The sequence below is a fragment of the Actinomycetospora cinnamomea genome (assembly GCF_003096675.1).
Lineage (GTDB): Bacteria > Actinomycetota > Actinomycetes > Mycobacteriales > Pseudonocardiaceae > Actinomycetospora > Actinomycetospora cinnamomea.
In genome coordinates, this window is sequence record NZ_QEKW01000013.1 from 140,319 (window position 1) to 161,207 (window position 20,889).

16 protein-coding genes and 1 pseudogene are annotated in these 20,889 nt (G+C 75.0%); 11 read left to right on the forward strand and 6 right to left on the reverse strand.

Annotated elements, in window-relative coordinates; all coding sequences use genetic code 11:
- Nucleotides 1-188: 188 nt before the first annotated feature.
- Nucleotides 189-899, forward strand: coding sequence for a maleylpyruvate isomerase family mycothiol-dependent enzyme (locus C8D89_RS21360; protein ID WP_165825852.1), 711 nt, complete (start codon nt 189-191; stop codon nt 897-899).
- Nucleotides 900-913: 14 nt separating this feature from the next.
- Here C8D89_RS21360 and C8D89_RS21365 read toward each other — a convergent pair whose 3' ends face one another.
- From C8D89_RS21365 to C8D89_RS21375, 3 genes are all read right to left on the reverse strand, one after another.
- Nucleotides 914-1,492 carry a hypothetical protein gene (locus C8D89_RS21365; protein WP_116927974.1) on the reverse strand — a complete coding sequence of 193 codons (579 nt, stop codon included), beginning with the start codon at nt 1,490-1,492 and terminating at the stop codon, nt 914-916.
- The gene (locus C8D89_RS21370) at nt 1,485-2,318 is read right to left on the reverse strand and encodes an oxygen-binding di-iron domain-containing protein (protein WP_116710172.1); all 834 of its coding nucleotides are present in this window, start codon (nt 2,316-2,318) and stop codon (nt 1,485-1,487) included. Before C8D89_RS21370 ends, C8D89_RS21365 begins: the two co-directional genes overlap by 8 nt.
- Nucleotides 2,319-2,429: 111 nt before the next feature.
- Complete coding sequence (locus C8D89_RS21375; RefSeq protein ID WP_133252009.1) at nt 2,430-5,267, reverse strand: helix-turn-helix transcriptional regulator; 2,838 nt, start codon at nt 5,265-5,267, stop codon at nt 2,430-2,432.
- Between the two features lie 325 nt (nt 5,268-5,592).
- Here C8D89_RS21375 and C8D89_RS21380 point away from each other — a divergent pair, with 325 nt between their 5' ends.
- From C8D89_RS21380 to C8D89_RS21405, 7 genes and pseudogenes are all read left to right on the forward strand, one after another.
- Nucleotides 5,593-5,907 (forward strand): YdhR family protein, encoded by a 315-nt coding sequence (locus C8D89_RS21380; RefSeq protein ID WP_116710153.1) that lies wholly within the window; start codon nt 5,593-5,595, stop codon nt 5,905-5,907.
- A 131-nt stretch (nt 5,908-6,038) separates the two neighbouring features.
- Nucleotides 6,039-6,782, forward strand: a complete 744-nt coding sequence (locus C8D89_RS21385) for a universal stress protein (protein ID WP_116710154.1) — start codon at nt 6,039-6,041, stop codon at nt 6,780-6,782.
- A gap of 46 nt (nt 6,783-6,828) precedes the next feature.
- Nucleotides 6,829-9,606, forward strand: a complete 2,778-nt coding sequence (locus C8D89_RS21390) for an HAD-IC family P-type ATPase (protein ID WP_116710155.1) — start codon at nt 6,829-6,831, stop codon at nt 9,604-9,606.
- 6 nt (nt 9,607-9,612) lie between these two features.
- Entirely contained in the window at nt 9,613-10,473 is an 861-nt protein-coding gene (locus tag C8D89_RS21395; RefSeq protein ID WP_116710156.1) for a universal stress protein, read from the forward strand.
- Nucleotides 10,474-10,475: 2 nt separating this feature from the next.
- A pseudogene (locus tag C8D89_RS30995) lies at nt 10,476-11,515 on the forward strand (cation:proton antiporter domain-containing protein); the annotation flags it as partial.
- 78 nt (nt 11,516-11,593) lie between these two features.
- Nucleotides 11,594-12,133 carry an NAD-binding protein gene (locus tag C8D89_RS31000; protein WP_243418284.1) on the forward strand — a complete coding sequence of 180 codons (540 nt, stop codon included), beginning with the start codon at nt 11,594-11,596 and terminating at the stop codon, nt 12,131-12,133.
- Between the two features lie 79 nt (nt 12,134-12,212).
- Nucleotides 12,213-12,809: a TetR/AcrR family transcriptional regulator gene (locus tag C8D89_RS21405; protein ID WP_116710157.1), complete on the forward strand. Its 597-nt coding sequence runs from the start codon at nt 12,213-12,215 to the stop codon at nt 12,807-12,809.
- 27 nt (nt 12,810-12,836) lie between these two features.
- On the opposite strand, the gene ppk2 is transcribed toward C8D89_RS21405, so the two are convergent.
- From ppk2 to C8D89_RS21420, 3 genes are all read right to left on the reverse strand, one after another.
- Nucleotides 12,837-13,658, reverse strand: a complete 822-nt coding sequence (gene ppk2, locus C8D89_RS21410) for a polyphosphate kinase 2 (protein ID WP_116710173.1) — start codon at nt 13,656-13,658, stop codon at nt 12,837-12,839.
- Between the two features lie 26 nt (nt 13,659-13,684).
- A complete protein-coding gene (locus C8D89_RS21415) occupies nt 13,685-14,926 on the reverse strand; it encodes an AI-2E family transporter (RefSeq protein ID WP_116710158.1) in 1,242 nt (413 codons plus the stop codon).
- A 149-nt stretch (nt 14,927-15,075) separates the two neighbouring features.
- Nucleotides 15,076-17,919 carry an ATP-binding protein gene (locus C8D89_RS21420; protein ID WP_165825853.1) on the reverse strand — a complete coding sequence of 948 codons (2,844 nt, stop codon included), beginning with the start codon at nt 17,917-17,919 and terminating at the stop codon, nt 15,076-15,078.
- A gap of 134 nt (nt 17,920-18,053) precedes the next feature.
- Here C8D89_RS21420 and C8D89_RS21425 point away from each other — a divergent pair, with 134 nt between their 5' ends.
- The 3 genes from C8D89_RS21425 to C8D89_RS29870 all read left to right on the forward strand — a co-directional run.
- Nucleotides 18,054-19,400 (forward strand): FAD-dependent oxidoreductase, encoded by a 1,347-nt coding sequence (locus C8D89_RS21425; protein ID WP_116710174.1) that lies wholly within the window; start codon nt 18,054-18,056, stop codon nt 19,398-19,400.
- Nucleotides 19,401-19,513: 113 nt separating this feature from the next.
- Nucleotides 19,514-20,377, forward strand: a complete 864-nt coding sequence (locus tag C8D89_RS21430; RefSeq protein WP_207787348.1) for a DedA family protein — start codon at nt 19,514-19,516, stop codon at nt 20,375-20,377.
- Nucleotides 20,378-20,588: 211 nt separating this feature from the next.
- A partial coding sequence (locus C8D89_RS29870) for a hypothetical protein (RefSeq protein WP_207787349.1) occupies nt 20,589-20,889 on the forward strand: 301 nt, incomplete at its 3' end.

Below are 20,889 nucleotides of genomic sequence, written 5' to 3' on the forward strand. Positions count from 1 at the left end.
GGCGGTCAGGGCACGACGGCGGGCCCGACACACCGTTGGGCCTCGTGCCTGCGCGGGGAGGAACCGCCGGGCTGCCGTCGGCGCCTTGTGACGGGTCCCGGGGTCCACGACGCTGGCCTCGGGGGGGACCGGCTGGAGGAGGCCAAGGCCCCGTGGACGGAGACGTCGCGCGCCCGAGGGAGGCGTCCGTGCTCGCGCACACGGAGTACGGGCGCTTCGCGGAGCTGATCGAGCGCTTGCCGCCCGAGGCGTGGACGCTCCCGACGGAGTGCGCGCCGTGGGACGTGCGGCTGCTCGTGGCGCACGTGGTCGGAGCGACGGAGGCCAACGCCTCGCCCCTGGAGATGGCCCGGCAGCTGCGGCGTGGACGCCGTGGCCTGGCGATCGAGGTCGACCCGGTCAGCGCGGTGCAGGTCGAGCACCGCCGCCGGGTCGACCCGCCGGTGCTGGCGGCACGGTTCCGCGCCGCGATCGAGGACGCGGTCCGGTGGCGTGCGCGGTGGTCGCGATCCGCCGGCGCGGTGCCGTTGCGGGTCGGCGCGCCCGTGCACGAGACGTGGCGGCTGCGCTACCTGATGGACGCGGTCTACACCCGCGACGTCTGGATGCACCGCGTCGACCTGTGTCGCGCGACGGGCCAGGAGCCGGCGCTCTCCGCCGACCACGACGGGCGGATCGTCGCGGACGTCGTCGCCGACTGGGCGGCGCGCCACGGACGGCCGTTCGTCCTGACGCTGTCGGGTCCGGCCGGTGGTCTATTCGCCCGGGGCGCCGGCGGGCCGGAGCTGACGACGGACGCCGTGGAGTTCTGCCGTGCCGTCTCGGGCCGGCAGGTCGCTCCCGGTGACGAGCCCGAGGGCACCGGGGCGCGCCTGCTGGCGACCCCGGTGCCCTTCTGACCGGCCCAGTGGAATCAGGCACGGCCCGCCACGAGCGCCCCGGTCGGGATCGGGGCGACGGCGGAACCGCGGTAGCCCTCGATCACCAGCTCCCGCGTCGCCATGTTGACCCAGCCGAGGTGCACCACCCCGATGCGGCCGAGCTCGGCGAGCGCGGCGTCGCCGGTGCGGTAGGTCGCGCCGCACTCGATCGTGAAGCGGACGTCGGGCCAGGCGAAGCCGGGATCGAGGAACACCTCCAGCGGGGGCATCACCATCCCGGCCGGCGGGTGGGCGTAGCCGAACACGTCCGCGCTGAGCGTCCCGGCCTCCGAGGTGACCACCTCGCGGGCGTCGACCACGCCGACGCCGTCGGGCCGGATGACGAACTCGTCGACGCCGCGGACGAGGGCGCCGGCGGGCTCGCCCGCGACGATGGTGCCCGCGAAGGTGTTGTGCATCCGGATGCCCTCGGGCAGGAGCCCGACGGTGACGAGCTCGGTGAGCCGGCCCTCCATCCGGAACAGGCGGTCGTCGGGGCGGTGGCGCGAGCGGTGGTCGGCGAGGTCGTCGGCGAGGTGGTCGGCGAGGTGATCGGACAGGTGGTCAGACATCGGCGGTCTCCTTCGGCGGTTCGAACGTGGCGAGCAGCTCCTCGAGCTCGCTCTGCGTCATGGCGGGCACCGGGTCGGCCGCGGGCGCGGTGCGCAGCGTCTCCACGGCGCGGTCGAGGCCGCGGTGGATCGGCGGGAGGTGGGAACTGAGGACCGTCGTCGGCTCCAGGCGTCGCAGCTGCTCCAGCGCGTGCCCCAGGGCGGTCGGGTCGGTCATGGTGACCCACGGGCTGTCGACGGTGGCCCACGCGATCTGGTGGGGGGCGAGGACCTCGGGCGGGATGTCGTCCGCGCGGTGGGCCGCGGCCAGCTCGGGCGACGGCAGCGGTGCGCCGAAGCAGTCGGAGCTGAACAGCGCGCCGCTGTGGTCGTCGAGGAGCCCGACGGTGGCCGGGCTGTCGAACAGCGGCGGCCGGATCGCCCGCAGGTTGCGGTCGCCGACGTTGACGGTGTCGCCGGGGTTGACCAGCCGCACCCGGTCCAGCGGGAAGGGCGCGCCGGGCATGAGACGGCCGACGGCCATGAACGTCGTGAGCACCGTCGCCTGCGGTGCGAGGTCGAGCAGTCGGCGCAGGTTGCCGGAGTGGTCGAGGTCCTCGTGGGTCAGCCAGATCCAGCGCAGCGTCTCCGGTCGCAGGAGCGAGCCCAGCGCGTCGAGGAACTCGTCGGAGAGCACGGCGGTGCCGGTGTCGACGAGCACCGGTTCCGCGGCCCGGATGACGAACGCGTTCATGCCGAGGACGCCGGCGCCCGGGACCGGCCAGTAGGTGGGGACGACGTGGGTGTCGGGGGTGGCCGCGTAGGGCTCGCCCAGCTCGGGTTGCATCTCTCCTCCCGACACGCCGGGGTCGGTCGGCGTGTCGGGCTCCAGCGTCGACCGCGGCGTCGGGGTCACGGAGCCGTGCCGTGCCCCCAGACAACGCGGGCGACCACCCAGTCAGGGCCGGGCGGACAGCACCGCCGCATGGGCCTCGAGGGCCGCCCGGTCGGCGCTGCCCGTCTTGCGGAGCAGGCTCGCGACGTGCTTCTCCACCGTGCGCGGTGAGAGGACGAGGGCCTCGGCGATACCGTTGTTGGTCAGCCTCCTGCCGAGAAGCCGCAGCACGTCGACCTCGCGGCTGCTCACCCCGAGGGCCAGCAGCTCGTCCGGTACCGAGGACGTCCCGCGGCCGCGTCGCGGGACCGGGCCCCCGACGGCGCGCAGGCCGGTACGGCAGGACGTCGCGAGCCGCGGGCGGTCGTGGTCGGCGAACCAGCGCACCGCCGCCTGCAGCCACCCGACCGGGTCGCCCCAGCCGTCCCGGTGGGCGGCCGGCGCCGCGAGCCACCCCACGAGGTGCACCAACCACTCACCGTCGACGTAGGCGCCGAGGTCCGCGACACCGGCGACGAAGCGCTCCTCGGCGGCCCGCGGGTCGCGCGGGCCCCGCCACACCGCCTCGGCCGTCCGGACGAGGGCCCGGTTGAACCGGGTGTCCCCGCCCGGTGCCGACGCGGCGTCGGCGACGGTGTCGGGATCGCCGCCGGTGACGGCGTGCAGCAGCGCCCACAGCCCCCAGTGCGGGAAGTGGTGCCCGGGCACCGCGCGCAGCGCCACGACGGCGCGGTCCAGGGCCGCGCGCGCCTCCGCCGGCTCGCCGCGGTGCAGCGCGAGCATGGCCCGCACGCGCCCCCACTCCCCCGCCTCGATCTCCGGATCGCCGGGCGCGCACGCCCGCGCTCGGTCGAGGGCGCCTTCCATCGCCTCGACCGCGAGCTCGTGGGCGTGGGATCGCGCCAGGGTGAGCAGCGCCGGCGCCAGCACCGAGGAGCCGATCCGGCGTGCCGTGGCGATCGCACGGCCGGCCGCCTCGCGTCCCTCGGCGACCCGCTGGCGGGCCACGAGCGCCTCGGCGAGGTGGAAGTCGACCACGGCGAGCGTGGCCGCGGCACCGGTCTCGATCGCGGCGGCACGGGCCTGCCCCAGCCGGTCGGTGCGCATGGTGTCGAGCAGGTCGACGGTGCCGAGCTCGTGCAACGCCCGCGCCCGGGAGGCGGCGAGCCCGTGTCGCTCGGCGAGGTCGAGCGCGGTGGTGAAGGCCTGCTCGGCGGCCTCCACGTCGCGGAGGCGGGCCGCCCGGCCGACCACCTCCCAGGCCTCGCAGGCCGCATCCGGCGCGAGCCGGCCGGAGCGGATCGCCGCGCGGGCGGTCGCCTCCGCCTGCTCGGGGTCACCGGCGGAGACGTCCACCTGGGCGCTGAGGACGGCCGCGGAGGCGGTGTCGACGGCGCCGGCGCGCACCGCGTGCCGGCGCGCCTCGACGTAGCGACCCGCGATGAGCAACGCCCGCCCGAGCGCGAGCTCGAGCTCGAGCAGCCGGGCCGGCGCGTCGGCGCGGGCGCGCCGTTCGTCGAGCGCCGGCACGCCGCGCTCCAGGGCCGCGTCGACATCACCGGCGAGGGCGTGCGCGGCCACGAGCTCCTCGAGTGCGAGCAGGCTGTCCTCCGGATCGAGCAGCTCCAGGGCCCGTTCGAGGTGGGTGGTGGCCGTCGCCAGGGCGCCGCGCCGCAGCTCCCGGCCGCCGAGCTCGGTCAGGAGCCGGGCGGTGCGCCCGCGGTCGCCGGCCATGTCGGCGAGCTGCGCCCCGAGCGCGCACCACGGTCCGGGCAGGCCGGGGTGGACGTCGTCGACGGCGTCGAGGGCCCGTCGCGCGAGCACGGCACGTTCCGGAGCGAGCAGCAGGGCGGCGATGTGGTCGCGGATGAGTGCGTGGCGGAAGCGCAGGGCGCCGGGGTCGTCCGGGTCGGCGGCGAGGAAGCCCGCGTACGTGGCCTCCCGCAGTGACGCCAGGACCACGTCAGGCGCGAGCCCGGTGACCCGGGGCAGCAGGTCCCACGCGACGCGGCGCCCCAGCAGGGACGCGGCCTGCAGGACGCCCTGGGTGCGCGGGTGCAGCGCGGTGAAGCCCGCCGTGACCGCGTCGGCGAGCGTCGGCGGCACGGTGACCCGCAGACGGCGCTCGATCACCTGCCAGCCGCCGTCGACCGGCAGCAGGGCGCCGGATCGCCGCAGGCCGGCGAGCAGCTCCTCGACGAGGAACGGGAGGCCGTCGGCGCGCTCGCGCACGAACTCGAGCAGCCCCGTGACGACTGCGTCCACCCCCAGACACAGCCGCACCATCCGCTCGACGTCCGCTCCCGACAGCGGGAGGAGCTCGACGAGGCGCGCCGTGCGCGTGTCGCCCCACCGCCGGGCCCGGCCGTGGGCGTCGCCTCCCGGGCGGAGGGTCACGAGGCACCCTGCGCCGTGGTCGGCGGAGTGGGCCAGCAGGTGATCAAGGGCGGCCACCGTCTCCAGGTCCGCCCAGTGCAGATCCTCGACGACCAGCAGTGCGCCCCCGCCGCCCGCGGCCTCGCGCAGCAGCCGCAGCACGGCCTCCGCCACCTCGGTCGGGGTGGACACGTCGCGTCCACCCGCGGGGCGGTCGAGCACCGTGCGCGCCGCCGCGAGCGCCGCACCCCGAGGGGCTCCGGCGCGCTCGGCAGCTGCCACGGCCTCGACGAACGGGCCGAACGGCACGCCCGCGACCTCCACGCACCGCCCGCCCAGCACCGTGAGCCCCCGCGCACGGGCCGCGTCGCGCGCCTCGTCGACCAGCCGCGACTTCCCGGCACCGGCCTCCCCGAGCAGGACCGTGCCGCCCCCGAAACCGCGCGCCGCGGCCGCGACCGTCTCGTGGACCGCGACCAGCTCGGCGTCCCGCCCGACGACCCGCGGGCAGAGGAGCTGCTCCACCACGTGAGTGTCTCGGCAGGCCTCCGGCCCGACAAGCCACGACAGCGGCCGGGTGCGAGCCCGTCGCCCTGCCGGCCCGGGACCAACGGCCGTTCCCCGCGTGAGGGCCTCGCCGAAGCATCCGGGCCGATGACGACCTCGCCGTCACCCCTCGCCGAGCAGACCGCTCTCCCGCTCGGCCGCTGGCCGGCACCGGTGGCGCGGCCCGCGGCCACACGGGTGCGCCCTCTCTGGGTGCCGCGGATTCCTACCTGGGTGGCGACGCCGATCCGCGGGCATCTCCTCGCCGCGACGCTGGACGACACCGATCGAGGAGGAAGCCGACATGTACGTCCGCATCGTGACCTTCCGCCTGTGGGGCACCACCGGCGACCAGTACCGGCAGCACGCCGAGGAGATCGCGCCGGCGTTCCTCGCGTGGCCCGGCCTGCACTCGAAGATCTGGCTCGCCGACCCGGAGCACCACGTCTACGGAGGGGTCTACGTCTTCGCGTCCCGGGCCGACGCCGACGCCTCCCGTGAGACCGAGATCTTCAGGCGCATGCAGACCGACCCGACCTTCGCCGACCTGACCATCCGCGAGTTCGACACCCTCGCCGCCCCGACCAGCGTCACCGCACCCGAACTCGTGCGCAGCTGAGTCCGCGCGGGGAGGCAGGCGCACCACCCGCGGCCTCCCACCCCCCGACCCGGACGAAACGGTCCTCCGACCCCGTGGGCGGGGACCGTCGGCCGTGTCGCGCCCGGCGTCGGGCACGCGAGGGTGCAGCCATGGACGTCAGCCTGGTCTATGTCCTCGTCATCGTGATCCTCTGGCTCATCGTGGGCCTGTCCACCGCCTGGTGGATGGTCCGCCTCGGCCACGACTGGAAGTGGCTCTTCGTGGCGGTGGCGCTGGGGCCGTTGTTCGTCCCCGCTGCGCTGGAGCGGGTGGAGCACCGCGCCCGGCTGGCCGCGTCCGGCCCGGAGGCCGTGCCCGTGCGGCAGGCCGGGGATCCGGGTCAACCTCGGGTGCTGGTCGGGCTGGACGGGTCGCCGGAGTCGGAGCGCGCCCTCACGACGGCGCTGGCCCTGCTCGGCCCGCAGCGCGGGATGGTCGTCCTGGCCGAGGTGGTTCCCTACGAGGCGGCGGACGACGACACCCGCGAGGTGCTCGACGCCGCCACCCGGCGCCTCGCGACGGCGGCCGCCCGCGCGAGCGCACGCGGAATCACGGTCCACCACGAGGTGCTGGCCGGCTCGCCGGGCGCGGCGCTGCGCCGGTTCGCCGAGGAGCAGGACATGGATCTGCTCGTGGTCGGCCGGCGCGGACGAGGGCTGTCGCGACGGTTGCTGGGCAGCGTCTCGGCCGACGCCGTCCACCACTCGCCCGTGCCGGTGCTCGTCGTCGAACCGACACCCACGCCACGCGACACCACCGAGACCGACCGGACGGCGCCCGCCGACCGCACCACCGGCGAGGGGCCGACCCGCGCGACCGAGCCCCCGTCGGACACGAGCAGCCCCGTCTCGTGATCACGTCGTGGCGGCGGGGCCGCCCGGTGCTCCACGAGGTCGTCCCATGACCACGTCGACGTCACCCTCCCGGACCGCGCACCACGGGCTGGCCGTCCACGAGGTCGTGCTCGTGCTCGGCACGGATCTCCATCGCGGCCTGACCGAGCAGGAGGCCGCACGACGGCGCGCGACGTTCGGACCGAACACGCTGCCCGCACCCCGCGGGACAGGGCTCCTGATGCGGGTCCTGCGGCAGTTCCACCACCCCCTGATCTACGTGCTCCTCGCCGCCGGCGCCATCACCGCGGCGCTGGCCGAGTACATCGACTCCGCGGTGATCCTCGGCGTGGTGGTGATCAACGCGATCATCGGGCTGATCCAGGAGTCCCGGGCCGAGGCCGCGCTCGAGAGCCTGCGGTCCATGGTGCGGACGGAGACCACCGTCGTCCGGGACGGGCGCGAGCGGACCATGCCGTCCGAGGAGCTCGTGCCCGGCGACCTCGTCGTGCTCGAGGCGGGGGACAAGGTGCCCGCCGACCTGCGCCTGGTCCGGGCCGTCGAGCTGCGGGTGGACGAGTCCGCGCTCACCGGTGAGTCGGAGCCGGTCACGAAGGACGAGGTCGTGCTGCCCACGGCGCTCCCGGTGGCCGACCGGTGCAACATGGCCTACTCCGGCACGCTGACCACCACCGGGAGCGGCGCGGGGATCGTGGTCGCGACCGGCGCCGGCACCGAGCTCGGGGAGATCCACCGCCTGGTCGGCGCCGCCGAGACCCTGGCGACGCCGCTGACGAGGAAGCTCGCCGACTTCAGCAGGATCCTCACCGTCGGCATCCTGGCGCTGGCCGCGGTCACCTTCGCGATCGGGCTGGTGCGCGGACACGACGCGGTGGAGACGTTCACCGCCGCCGTCGCCCTCGCGGTCGGCGCGATCCCCGAGGGGCTCCCGGCCGCGGTGACGATCACCTTGGCCATCGGCGTGACCCGGATGGCCCGCCGACGGGCGGTGATCCGGAGGTTGCCGGCGGTCGAGACCCTGGGCGGCACGACCGTCATCTGCTCGGACAAGACCGGGACCCTCACCGAGAACCAGATGACCGTGCGCACGGTGTGGACGCCGGAGGGCCGGTTCGACGTCACCGGCACGGGCTACGCCCCCGTCGGCGAGGTGCGCGACCGGCACGGCGCTCCGGCGGCGCTGGACGACGAGCACGCGCTGCGCTGGTCGCTGCTGGCCGGAGCCGCCTGCAACGACGCCGCCCTGAGCGGCGAGGACGAGCGGTGGGCCGTGGTCGGCGATCCCACCGAGGGCGCGATGCTGGTGGTGGCGGCCAAGGCCGGCCTCGGCGCCGAGACGGTGAAGGAGCTGCTGCCCCGGCGGGCGACCATCCCGTTCAGCTCCGAACGCGGCTACATGGCGACGCTCCACCGCGACACCGTGGCCGGACCACCGACGGCCCACCGCGTGCTGGTCAAGGGCGCCGTGGAACGGGTGCTGGACCGGTGCGACGGGCAGATGCACGCCGACGGCACCGTCCAGCCGCTCGACCGCGTCGCGGTGCACCGCGCGGCCGACGATCTCGCCGGCCACGGGCTGCGGGTGCTGGCAACGGCCGTGCGCCCCGCCTCCGCGCCGACCGGACCCGACCAGGAGTTCACGGAGGACTCGCTGGGCAACGACCTGATCCTCACCGGGCTGCAGGCCATGCTGGATCCGCCGCGTGCGGCCGCCACCGCGGCGGTGGCCGCGTGCCGCACGGCCGGGATCGCGGTGAAGATGATCACTGGCGACCACGCCACGACGGCCACGGCCATCGCCCGCCAGGTCGGCCTGCTCGACGGGCACGAGCGGGGTCGGGCGGCAGTGTTGACCGGAACCGACCTGGCGGCGCTGCCGGACGAGGAGTTCCCCGACGCCGTGGACCGCGCCTCGGTGTTCGCCCGGGTGTCGCCGGAGCAGAAGCTGCGGCTGGTCGAGGCGCTGCAGGCCCGGGGGCACGTGGTGGCGATGACCGGCGACGGCGTCAACGACGCCCCGGCGCTGCGGCAGGCCGGCATCGGCGTGGCCATGGGGGAAGGTGGCACCGAGGTGGCCAAGGACGCCGCCGACATGGTGCTCACCGACGACGACTTCGCCACCATCGAGGCCGCGGTGGAGGAGGGCCGGGGTGTCTTCGACAACCTCACCAAGTTCATCACCTGGACGCTGCCGACCAACATCGGCGAGGGCCTGGTCATCCTCGCCGCGATCGTGGCCGGCGCGGCGCTGCCGATCCTGCCCACCCAGATCCTGTGGATCAACATGACGACCGCGGTGGCGCTCGGCCTGATGCTCGCGTTCGAGCCCAAGGAGGCCGGGATCATGACCCGGCCACCCCGCGATCCCCGGCGGCCACTCCTCACGCGTGCCCTGGTGGTGCGCATCCTGCTGGTGTCGACCCTGCTGGTCGCCGGCTCGTGGTGGCTGTTCGCCTGGGAGCTCGCCCACGGGGCGACCCTGGCCGAGGCCCGGACCGCGGCGATGAACGTGTTCGTCGCGGTCGAGGCGTTCTACCTGTTCAGCTGCCGCTCCCTGACCCGCTCGGCCTGGCGGATCGGGTTCTTCTCCAACCGCTGGATCCTCGTCGGCGTCACCGTGCAGGCCCTCGGCCAGGCCGCGATCACCTACCTGCCCGCCATGAACACGATCTTCGACACGGCTCCTCTCGGCGGGGACGTGTGGCTGCGCATCCTGCTCGTCGCCGCCGCCGCGAGCCTCGTCGTGGCCGTCGACAAGCGTCTGCGGAGGGGCCGCGAGGGCACACGGCCGGAGCGGGCACCCCGGGCCGCGTCGCGGACGTGACTCCGGATGGCCGCCGACACGCCCCGCCGGCTCCTGGTCGCGACCGATCTGTCGGACCGGGCGGGCCCGGCCCTGCGCCGGGCCGTCCAGCTCTCGGGGGAGGTCGACGCCTCCCTCACCGCCCTCCACGTCGTCCCCGCGCGACTGTCCGCGACTCCGGGCGTCGACCTGGCGGAGATCGCCCGCGCGTGTCTCGCCACCCACCTCCACCAGCACATCGGCACGACTCCGGTGGCCACCGTGGTGCGCCGGGGCCGTGTGGTGTGCGAGATCGTCGCCGAGGCCGCCGAGCGCGGTGCCGACCTGCTCGTGGTCGGAGCACACGGCGAGCACTGGCTGGGCGGTCCCGCCCTGGGCAGCACACCCGAGAACCTGGTCCGGGCCGCCGAGGTCCCCGTCCTCGTGGTCAGGGGTCCGGTCGACGGCGCCTATCGCAGGGTCGTGCTCGGGTTCGACCCCTCGCCGCTCGCGGCCGAGGCCGCCCACCTCGCGTGCGCGCTGAGCCCGAACGCCGAGCACCTCGTCGTGCACCTCGACGCCGTCATCGGCGAGACGCTGTTGCGGCTGCACGGCACGTCCGAGGAGGACCTCGCCCAGCTCCGCCGGGTCAGCACCGAGCGCGTCCGTGGCCTCGTCGAACGGCTGGCGGGCGAGCTGGACCCGGCGCCGAGCCGCGTCCTGATCGGGTCCGGTCGCCCCCAGGCCCGCCTCGCACCGCTGAGCCGGCGCCTCGGTGCCGACCTCGTCGCACTCGGTACGGGCGATCGGTCGGCGCTGGGCTACGCCCTGCTCGGCAGCGTCGCCCAGCACGTCCTGCGCGAGGCGACGGCGGACGTGCTCGTCGTCCCGGCCACCGGAGAGGGTTGACCGTGGACCTGCACGCGTTCCCGCTCGTCGCGGTCATCCTCGCCCTGGCTGCTGCGGTCGGGCTTCTCGCCGTCCGGCTGCGACAGCCGCTGATCGTCGCGTTCATCGGTGTCGGCGTGCTGGTCGGCCCGGTCGGCACGGGGTGGGTGGTGGCCGACGGCACCATCGAACTGCTGGCGCGGATGGGCATCGCGATCCTGCTGTTCCTGGTGGGGCTGCGCCTCGACCCGCACCTCATCCGCAGCACCGGACCCGTCGCGCTGGCCACCGGGCTCGGTCAGGTGTTCTTCACGTCGGTGTTCGGCTACCTGATCGCGATCGCGCTCGGCATGGACGTCGTCACCGCGCTCTACGTCGCGGTGCGCTCACCTTCTCCTCCACGATCATCATCGTCAAACTCCTCTCCGACAAGCGCGAGCTCGACCAGCTCCACGGTCGGATCGCGGTCGGGTTCCTCATCGTGCAGGACATCGTCGTCGTCCTGGTGATGATCGCGTTGACCGCCTTCGGACAGCCCCTCGGCGACGACCTCGCGCCCGGCATCCTGGGGATGGTCGGCAGGGGGCTCGGCCTCCTGGTCGGCGTCGGGCTGCTCATGCGCTACGTCCTGCCCCGGCTGCTGCACCACATCGCCCGGTCCCAGGAGCTCCTCGTCCTCTTCGGCGTCGCCTACGCCGTGTCGGTCGCCGTGGTCAGCGAGGCGCTCGGCTTCAGCTCGGAGGTCGGTGCCTTCCTGGCCGGGATCTCGCTGGCCCCCACGCCCTACCGTGCCGCCCTCGGTGCACGACTGGTCAGCCTGCGCGACTTCCTGCTGCTGTTCTTCTTCCTCGACCTCGGCGCCAGGCTCGAGTTCACCGACGCCGCCGCGCAGCTCACCGAAGCACTCGTCTTCTCCGTGTTCGTACTCGTCGGCAACCCGCTGATCGTCGTGCTGATCATGGCCGCGATGCGCTACCCGGTCCGTGTGGGCTTCCTGGCCGGGCTCACGGTCGCCCAGATCTCCGAGTTCTCCCTCATCCTGGCCGCGCTCGGGCTCGGCCTGGGCCACATCACCAACGCCACCGTCAGCCTGATCACGGTGGTCGGCCTGATCACGATCGGCGGGTCCACCTACCTGATCATGTACTCGCACCCGCTCTACGAACGCGTCGGGCGCCGGCTCGCCGTGCTCGAGCGGGCCGGGGCCGACCGGGCCGACCGAACCGCCACCGAGGACGACGCCGACACCGACGTCATCCTGTACGGGATCGGACGGTTCGGCGCCCGCCTCGCCGACCAGCTCGGCCGCGCCGGTCACCGGGTGCTCGCGGTCGACCACGACCCGCAGAAGACGAAGGAGGGCGTCCGGCACGGCGTGTCCACCGTGTACGGGGGCGCCGAGGACGTCCATCTCCTCGAGACGCTGCCCCTGGCCCGCGCCCGCTGCGTCATCAGTGCCATCCCCGACCTCGAGACCAACCTCGCGCTGCTGCACAACCTCCGCCACCACGACTACCGCGGACCCGTCGCCGTGACGGCCTTCACCAGCCTCGACGCCGAGAGGCTCCGGGCCGCCGGCGCCGGCACGGTGCTCGAACCGTTCGCCACCGCCGCGACCGTGACCTCGGAAGCGATGGAGGAACTGCTCGAGGCCGGCGACGACCACGACAGACCCTCCTGATCGTCCGCGGATCGGGAGAGACGGCGGGGCTGCGTTGTACGCTGGCGTACATCGGCGCGCACGAGGGAGGACGGTCGGCATGGGTGCCCTGCGGACGCCGCGGGAGGCGTGGGTGGAGGAAGGGCTGCGCACGCTGGCGGTCGGTGGCGTCGACGCCGTGCGTGTCGAGGTCCTGGCCAAGGCGCTCGGCGTCACCAAGGGCGGCTTCTACGGCTACTTCGCCGACCGGGCGGCCCTGCTCACCACGATGCTCGAGGTCTGGGAGCGCGAGAGCGTCGACGACGTCCTCCGCCAGATCGAGGAAGCCGGCGGCGACGAGGTGGACAAGGTCCGCCTGGCCGGTCGGTTGACCTTCTCGAGCCACCGCCTCAGCCGCATGGACCTGGCCGTCAGGGACTGGGCCCGACGCGACGACCAGGCCGCCGAGCACCTCCGTCGCGTCGACAACCGGCGCATGCAGTTGCTGCGCGACGCCATCAGCACCTTCTGCGAGGACCCCGAGGAGGTGGAGGCGCGCAGCCTCCTCGCTTTCTGCGCCGCCATCGGGACCCACCTGGTCGTCGCCGACCACCCCGGCCTCACCCGTCCGCAGGTCCTCGGCCGTGCCTCGGACCTCGTCCTCGACCGCCGAGCGATGTCACCGGTCGAGGCGCAGGGCGAGCGCGACCAGTGGTGATCAACGGCTCGTGGCGCGTGCCGCCGCTCACGCTTCGTCGAGCAGCGTCGCCGCGTGGTCGGGGACGGCTCGGCCGAGCTCGCGGGCCGGGCGCACGTAGCCATCACCCGGCGGGCGGACCGGCAGCTCCGGGGCCGGCCGCTCGATCCGCGTCCACGGGATCGTGTCGAGCAGGTGGGCGATCACGTTCAGCCGAGCACGGCGCTTGTCCTCGGACTCCACGATCGTCCACGGCGCGACGTCGGTGTCGGTCGCGACGAGCATGTCGTCCCTGGCCCTGGAGTAGTCGTCCCAGCGGCTGATCGACTCCAGGTCCATCGGTGAGAGCTTCCAGCTCTTGAGCGGGTTGGCGAGACGCTCGCGGAAGCGGCGCTCCTGCTCGTCCGGGCTGACCGAGAACCAGTACTTGCGCAGCACGATCCCGTCTTCGATCAGCATCTCCTCGAAGATCGGGCACTGACGCAGGAAGCGGTGGTACTCCCCCGGCGTGCAGAAGCCCATCACGCGCTCGACGCCGGCGCGGTTGTACCAGGAGCGGTCCAGCAGCACGATCTCCCCGGCCGCCGGCAGGTGCGCGACATAGCGCTGGAAGTACCACTGCGTGCGCTCGCGCTCGGTCGGCGTGGGCAGGGCGACGATGCGTGCGACGCGGGGGTTCAGGTTCTCCACGACCCGCTGGATGGCGCCGCCCTTGCCGGCGGCGTCGCGTCCCTCGAAGATCACGACGAGCCGCGTGCCGGACGCCTTGACCCACTCCTGCATCTGGACCAGCTCGCCCTGCAGGCGCACCAGCTCGGCCTCGTACAGCTTCTTGGGAAAGCGCTTCGGCCTCTCCGCGGACGTCGTCATCGCCGTGACCCAGCTCTCGGATACCGTCACGCCGTCGGCGTAGCGGCGTGGGCGCCACGGGGCTGGCGGCCGTCGCCGTTCCCACGCCACCGGGCCGCCTTCTTCCCGGCCCTCCGGGCGGCCTTGCGGCCGGTCTTCGCGACCGACTTCGGCGAGGGTGGGTCGGCGCCGAGCAGGGCCTCGACCCACTGGGCCCGCGGGTCGGCGTCGACCAGTACGGCCTTGACCAACAGGGTCATCGGCACGGCCAGCAGCGCCCCGAGGGGGCCGAGGATCCAGGCCCAGAACAGCAGTGCGACGAAGGTGACGGTGGCCGACAAGCCCACCGAGTCGCCGACGAACCGCGGCTGGATCAGCGACTGGATGACCGCGTTGAGGATGCAGTAGACGATGACGACGGCGAGCGCGAGCTGCCACCCACCCGTGAGCAGCGCGAGCAGCGCCGGGGGCACGAGCCCGATGATGAAACCGATGTTGGGGATGTAGTTGGTGATGAACGCCAGCACGCCCCAGAGCAGGGCCAGCGGGATGCCCATGACGACCAGGGCGACGGTGTCGAGTACCGCGACGATGGCCCCGAACACGGTGGTCACCACCAGGTAGCTGCGGGTTCCGCGGGTGAACCCGCTGAGCGCCTCGGTCATGTGCGGGCGCTGCTGGTGGATCACCTGCATGCGGCGGGAGACGCTCCCCGACTCCGCGGTGAGGAAGAGCAGCAGCGCCAGGATGAAGATCAGCGTGCCGGCCACCGAACCCAGCCCGGAGAGCACGGCGCCGATCTGACTGACGAGCTTGTCGGGGTTCACCTGGTTCGCGAGACCGCCGGACTGCGTGGGGTCGATACCCAGCCGGGTGAGCTGCTGGCTCAGCGACGCGATCAGCTGCTGGGAACGTCCCGAGTTCTGCCCGAGCAGCGCCGCGAGCTGGCTGACCGAGGCGGCCAGGAACGCGCTGAGCAGCAGGATCGCCCCGAAGATGACCACGAGCAGCGACACGACCGCCGCCCATGTCGGCCAGCCCCGCCGCTCCAGCCAGGTCTTGATCGGGTAGATCGCGATCACGATGATCATGGCCAGCAGCAGGGGCCCGACCAGCCAGGAGACCCAGTAGAGCCCTGCAGCGGCGATGACGACCGCGGCGGCCCCGAGCAACAGCACGAGACCGCGCGGGATGCCGGGCCCAGCCTCGGACGTCCTCTGCGCCGCGGCCGGCGCCGTGGGCGGCACCGCGGCGGGCGACGGGTCATCCGCAGGCTCTGTGCGGTCCATGGTCGCTCCGTTCGATCGGGACGAGGGCGGTCCTCGCGGTGTCAGGACGCCCCGCTCCGGCCGTCGACGGCACAGGAGAACGTCCTGGACGCTGCGGGCCCACCGGCCCCGAGCCGGTCCCCGGCCCGCTTCCCTCCGGCGGCTCGCCCTCACCGGTCGAGGCGCAGGGCGAGAGCGGTCAGCTGTGAGCGACGGCTCGTGGCCGTCTTGGCCAACAACCGTTCGACGTGCTTCTCGACGGTCCGCGGCGAGACGTAGAGCCGTGCCGCGATCTCGCGGTTGCTGTGGCCCTCGGCCACCAGGGCCAGCACCTCGCTCTCGCGCGCGGTGAGGCCGATGCCGGCCCAGCGCTCGGGGGTCGGCGCGCGGTGGAGCGGGGGTGCGCCGGTGCGCCGGTGCAGGGAGCGGCAGGCGCGGGCCGGCGCGACGGCCCCCACCGACTCGAACACCGTGTGCGCCTCCTCGAGCCACCGGGCCGGGTCGCCCCAGCCGTCGTCGAGCGCGGCCTCCGCGGCGAGCCGCCGGGCCATGGCCTGCGGCCAGGGAGACGCCGCCAGCTCCCGGTCGGCGGCCTCGGCGAGGGCGCGCGCCCGCTCGGCCTCCCCCTCACGGCCGGCGAGGACCGCGGCGGCCCATCGGGCGCAGCCGCCGGCCACGGCGTCCACGACCGGCAACGAGGCGACCTCGCGCGTCACCTCGGCGGCCGCGGCGTCCCCGACGACGGCGAGCGCCAGGGCGTGCAGCCCGCGATAGGGGCTGCGGGCCGAGGACGACCGGGACGGGGCGAGCGCCTCCGCACGGGCGAACTCGTCGAGGGCGCCCTCGCGGTCCTCGACGGCGAGTGCGGCGACCGCGAGGAGGTTGCCGCGTCCCGACGCCTCGATCTCCGCATCAGCCTCCGGACGGGCCGCCTCGAAGGCCGCGTGCGCGGCCTCGCGGTGCCCCGCCACCGCGTCGACGCACCCGCCGATGATGCGGGCCAGGGGCACCAGCAGCCCGAGGCCGTGGCGCTCACCCGCCGTCGCCGCCCGTTCGGTCGCTTCCCGTGCCACCAGCCAGTGCGCCCGTTTCCAGGCCAGCACGGCCAGCTGGAGGTCCGTCGTCGCAACGAGTCCGACCGCGCCGAGGTCCTCGCCGAGCGCACGGGCGCGCTCGAGGTGATCGGTCGGTCCGCAGCGGATGACGTCGACGGTGCCGAGCTCGAGCAGCGCGCGCGCCCGCAACAGCTCGTCGCCGGCGAGCTCCGCCCGGGCCACGGCCGCGGAGAACAGCCCGGCCGCCTCGTCCAGGTCGGTCATGCGCCGGGCACGACCGCGCAGGAGGAGTGCCTCGGCCTCCCCGCCGGACCACGCGCACCGTACGGCGAGGCGTTGCGCGGCCGCGGCGTGCTCGGCCGCTTCGTCGAGACGGTGGCGCCCGAGGGCGATCTCCGCGCGCAGACAGGCGGTCCGCGCGAGGTCGGCGGGTCCGTCGGCGCCCAGGCGCTCGGCGGCGTCGAGGTGGGTAGCCGCAACGTCCCAGGCCGACCCGGCGACCGCCGCCGCGGCGAGGCGACGGTGGACCTCGGCGCGCTCCGCGAGCGGGGCGTCGAGCGCGTCGAGACGCGCGAGCAGGTGGGCACCGCGGTCGCGGATCCGCGCCGGATCCCCCGCGGCCGTGTCGGCGTCGAGCAGCGCGCGGTCGGCGTCGACGCGCTCGCGGGGGGACGGCGCGAGCGTGGCGGCCCGCTCGGCGTTCCGGACCGCCGACCCGACCGCGCCCTGCGCCAGCGCGCCCCGGCTCGCGGCGACCAGCAGCCTGAAGGCGAGGTCGGTGTGTGCGGCGCGCTCGGCGAGCTCGGCGGTCCGGGAGAGCGCCGGCGCCGCGGCGCCCGCGGGATCCTCGAGCAGGGCGGCCGCGTCGAGCACCTCGACCGCCCGGGCCGCGAGGTGCTCGACCCGCGCGGCCGGCATGCTCTCGAGCACCGCGTCGCGGACGAGGCCGTGGTGGAACCGCACCTCCGGTTCTCCGGGGACGAGCAGGGACGCGGCGGCGTCCTGGGCGATCGGTGGCTCCCGGTCGTCGAGCACGGCGGCCACGCTCGTCCACGGGGCGCCCTCACCGAGGACCGCGGCGGCCTCGACCGTGGTGCGGGACCGCGGATCCAGGACCGCGAGCCGGTCGGCGATGCTCCGCACCAGCGTCGCGGGGACCGCGGCCGGGACCGGGCGCGCCAGCTGCCACGTGACGCCACGGCGCACGAGCGCCCCGGCCGCCCGCCAGGCACCCAGGAGCTCCTCGACCACGAGGGGGACGCCGCCGGCGCGGGCGAGCACGGCGTGGGTCACCTCCGCCGCGACCCGTCCGGGAGCGAGGGTCGCGGCGACCATGGCGCAGACGTCCTCGGGCCCGAGCGGCTCGAGCTCGACGCGGGCGGCGAGCGCGCGCGCGTCCAGCGCCGCGGTCCCGCTGCGCGGACGGGTGGTCGCCACGACCAGCACACGGGTCCCGTCCAGTGCCTCGGACAGGTGCCCCAGCAGGTCCACCGACTCCGGGTCCGCGTCGTGCAGGTCCTCCAGGACGACCAGCGTGCCCTCCCCCGCCGACGCCCCGGCGGCGAGCAACAGGCGTGCGGCCTCGCCGAGGAGCACCGGCGACGGCGCGGCGACCGGTGGGCGCGCCCACGCGGGAACGAGCAGCTCGAGGGCGGGACGCAGGCCCGCGGCGTGCGGCACGTCGGGCGGCTCGCGCCCCCGCCAGCCCGCGGAAAACGCCTCCGCCCACGGCCGCAGCGGGGACGGCGCCACCGTCGGCGCGCAGCGACCCCGCCAGCGGGCCCACCCCGGCGGGGCCAGCGCCGCGGCGTCGCGGGCGAGCCGCGACTTGCCGACCCCGGGCGTCCCGCTGACCACGGCCACGCCGCCGTGCGCCTGCGCCGCCCGGGTCGTCGCGCGCCGCAGCGCGGCGACCTCGGTGTCGCGCCCCACCAGGACGGGGCAGCGCAGCGGCTCCACCCGCCGAGTGTCCCGCGGGGAGGCGGCCACGTACGAGGCATCCGGCCCGCGTGTACGTGGTCGCACCGATGTGTCGTCACGGCTCCCGGCCGCAGGCTGGCTCCCGACCCACCAGCTCCACCCGGGAGGTCGACATGGCACGTGAAGACGAGCGCGTGGTGGTCCTCGGTGCCGGCATGGCGGGCCTGCTCGCCGCCGGCGCCGCCGCCGGGAGCGGCCGCGAGGTGGTGGTCGTCGACCGCGACGACCTGCCCGGCCTCGACGACACCCCCGCACCGCGCCGGGGGATCCCCCAGGGCCGGCACGCCCACGGACTGCTCGCCCGCGGCCAGCAGGTGCTCGAGGAGCTCTTCCCGGGGTTCACGGCCGACCTGGTCGCCGAGGGTGTGCCGGCCGGGGACCTGGGGTACGACGCGCGGTGGCACGTCGACGGCCGACGGTTGGCCACCGGGACCTCGGGGCTGACGTTCCTCTGCGCGAGCAGGCCGTGCCTCGAGGCCCGCGTGCGGGCCCGGGTCGCCGCGCTGCCCGGGGTCACCGTCCTCGACGCCACGACCGCCGAGGCGCCGATCGCCGACGACCGCGGGCGGCGGATCGTCGGGGTGCGGATCCGTCACCGCGACGGCCGCGACGAGATCGCCGACGCCGACCTGGTCGTCGACGCCACCGGGCGGGGTTCGCGGGCACCAGGCTGGCTCGAGGACCTCGGATACCCCCGACCGGACTCCGAGCGCGTCTCGGTCGGTCTCGGCTACGCCAGCCGGATCTACCGCACCCCGGCCGCGCTGGCCCCGGCGCTCGCCGTCCTGTACGCCCCCGGCCCCACCCGACCCCGGGGTGGAGGGCTCCAGGTCCTGGAGGGCGATCGGGTCATGGTCACCCTCGCCGGCGTCGCCGGTGACCATCCGCCGCTGGAACCCCGGGGATTCCTCGACTTCGCGCGCGACCTGCCCGTGGTCCACGACGTCCTGCGGGACGCCGAGCCGCTCGACGAACCGGTCGGGTTCCGCTTCCCCACCCCGACGCGGCGCCACTACGCGCGCCTGCCCGCGGCGCCGGAAGGCCTGATCGTCCTCGGCGACGGGCTCTGCAGCCTCAACCCGATCTACGCGCAGGGCATGACCGTGGCCGGGCTGCAGGCGCTGGCGCTGCGTCAGCACCTCGGCGCCGGCCCGCTCCGCACCCGCCCCCTGCAGCGCGCGCTCGCCGCCGTGGCCGACACGCCGTGGACGATGATGCTCGGCGCCGACACCGCCCTGCCCGGCGTCGAGATCCCGCTCGACCGGGCCACCCGCGCGGTGGGCGCCTACCTCGCCCGGCTGCAGGCGGCCGCCGTCGTGGACCCGACCGTCGCCGGGGCCTTCCTCCGGGTCGTCGGGCTGGTCGACCCTCCGGGGTCCCTCGTGCGACCGCGGGTCGCCGTGCCGGTCCTGCGCCACGCCCTGTCGTCGCGCCGTGATCGGACGCCGGCGGCGTCCTGACGCCGATCACCGCTCTTGACCGTGCCGCCGCGGCATGGTGTCGCCTTCTCGTCGGCGCGTGACCCCGCGCCCTGGGCGACCCGCCGCGGGACGGCGGTCCGAGGAGGAGAGCGATGAGTGGGGCGAACGTCGACGCGGGCCGGGACATCGACCCGGACGACGCCGGCTCGGCCGCGTCGGAGGACGTCGGGGTGGACCAGCCGCGGCAACGGCGGCGGCGACGCCGACAGCACTCGCCGGAGGAGCTCGAGCAGGCGAGGCAGAAGTGGCGGGACGCGAGGCCGTGGGAGCACCCCATGTCGCGCGCGGACAGGTTCCTGGTGTTCTCGACCCTCGCGGTGATCCTGCTGATGGCGGCCTCGATGCCGGTGCGGCCGTTCCTGCTGGCCTCGCACCCGACACTGCTCAGCGCCGTGACCGGCAGCCTGTCCGCGATCGGCGCGGGAGCCGCGTTCGCGCGGGTCGGCGACGGCGCCCTGTGGCTGGTGATCGCCGCCGACGTGTTCGGGATGGTCAAGTTCGACTGGCTGTTCTGGCTGGCCGGGAAGCGATGGGGTGCCAGGATCGTCGAGCTCTGGGCGCCCGGCGACGTCGCGAAGCGGTTCGTGGCGACGATCCGGTCGTGGCCGTCGTGGGCGATGTCGCTGGTCGTGGTCGCGGCGGCGCTGCCCGGGATCCCCGCGCCCGCGGTCTTCGCGGTGGCCGGACTGGGGGGCATGCGCCTGCTCACATTCCTCGTCTACGACGCGATCGGTGCCGCGCTGATCGCCGGACTCGTCGCAGGGCTGGGATACGGCGTCGGCCAGCACGCGGTCGACGTCGTCCTGGCCATCGACGAGTACGCGTTGTGGATCACGTTGGCGCTCGTCGCCGTGGTGTCGGTCCGGGCCGGCTACCGCGGCTACCGCGAGGACCGGACGACGAGGCCCCGCCGGCCGCCCGACTCACCCGCGCCGGACCCGGCGAGCAGCCCCTGAACGCCTTCGTCCGAGCCACCGTCAGCACCCCAACCCGACGAGGAGACGACATGGGTCCGCGTGTGACCCGATCACTACCCCAGCTCCTGTACCTGCTCAGTGACGACACCGACAGGCAACGGCTCGACCTCGGCAGCACGCTCGTCCGCGGCCCGCTCCTGCGCGGCGCGGCGGTCGCGGCCGAGGCCCCGCCGAGGACGCGGTGCTCGCCATGCTCGCCGCCGACGGCCAGGTCGGGGTCGTGTTCGGCCTGCGCGAACAACACCGCCACCGCACGGCGTTCAAGGCCGTCGCGGGCGACGTCGATTCCCTGCTCCCCGGCCTGCGCTCGGGCGCGCTGTCGTCGGTCGCCGCCCGCCGTGGCGCCCCCTCCTCGTGGGACCTGTCGGTCCTGGTTCTGCCAGGCTCGGCTGCGGGAGCGGCCGGCGGGTCAGCACTCACCTCTCCAGGGCGCAGATCAGCTCTAGCCTCAGATCGTGCGCCCGCCGGTCGTGAGCAGACGTGGACCGCTG

Bases quoted from the DNA above. Each gene is read 5' to 3' on its own strand.
- C8D89_RS21365 (WP_116927974.1), bottom strand. From the start codon at position 1,492: ATGTCTGACCACCTGTCCGATCACCTCGCCGACCACCTCGCCGACGAC.
- C8D89_RS21385 (WP_116710154.1), top strand. From the start codon at position 6,039: ATGGACGTCAGCCTGGTCTATGTCCTCGTCATCGTGATCCTCTGGCTC.
- C8D89_RS21395 (WP_116710156.1), top strand. From the start codon at position 9,613: ATGGCCGCCGACACGCCCCGCCGGCTCCTGGTCGCGACCGATCTGTCG.
- C8D89_RS21405 (WP_116710157.1), top strand. From the start codon at position 12,213: ATGGGTGCCCTGCGGACGCCGCGGGAGGCGTGGGTGGAGGAAGGGCTG.
- C8D89_RS21425 (WP_116710174.1), top strand. From the start codon at position 18,054: ATGGCACGTGAAGACGAGCGCGTGGTGGTCCTCGGTGCCGGCATGGCG.
- C8D89_RS21380 (WP_116710153.1), top strand. From the start codon at position 5,593: ATGTACGTCCGCATCGTGACCTTCCGCCTGTGGGGCACCACCGGCGAC.
- C8D89_RS31000 (WP_243418284.1), top strand. From the start codon at position 11,594: ATGTACTCGCACCCGCTCTACGAACGCGTCGGGCGCCGGCTCGCCGTG.
- ppk2 (WP_116710173.1), bottom strand. From the start codon at position 13,658: ATGACGACGTCCGCGGAGAGGCCGAAGCGCTTTCCCAAGAAGCTGTAC.
- C8D89_RS21430 (WP_207787348.1), top strand. From the start codon at position 19,514: ATGAGTGGGGCGAACGTCGACGCGGGCCGGGACATCGACCCGGACGAC.
- C8D89_RS21415 (WP_116710158.1), bottom strand. From the start codon at position 14,926: ATGGACCGCACAGAGCCTGCGGATGACCCGTCGCCCGCCGCGGTGCCG.
- C8D89_RS21370 (WP_116710172.1), bottom strand. From the start codon at position 2,318: ATGCAACCCGAGCTGGGCGAGCCCTACGCGGCCACCCCCGACACCCAC.
- C8D89_RS21390 (WP_116710155.1), top strand. From the start codon at position 6,829: ATGACCACGTCGACGTCACCCTCCCGGACCGCGCACCACGGGCTGGCC.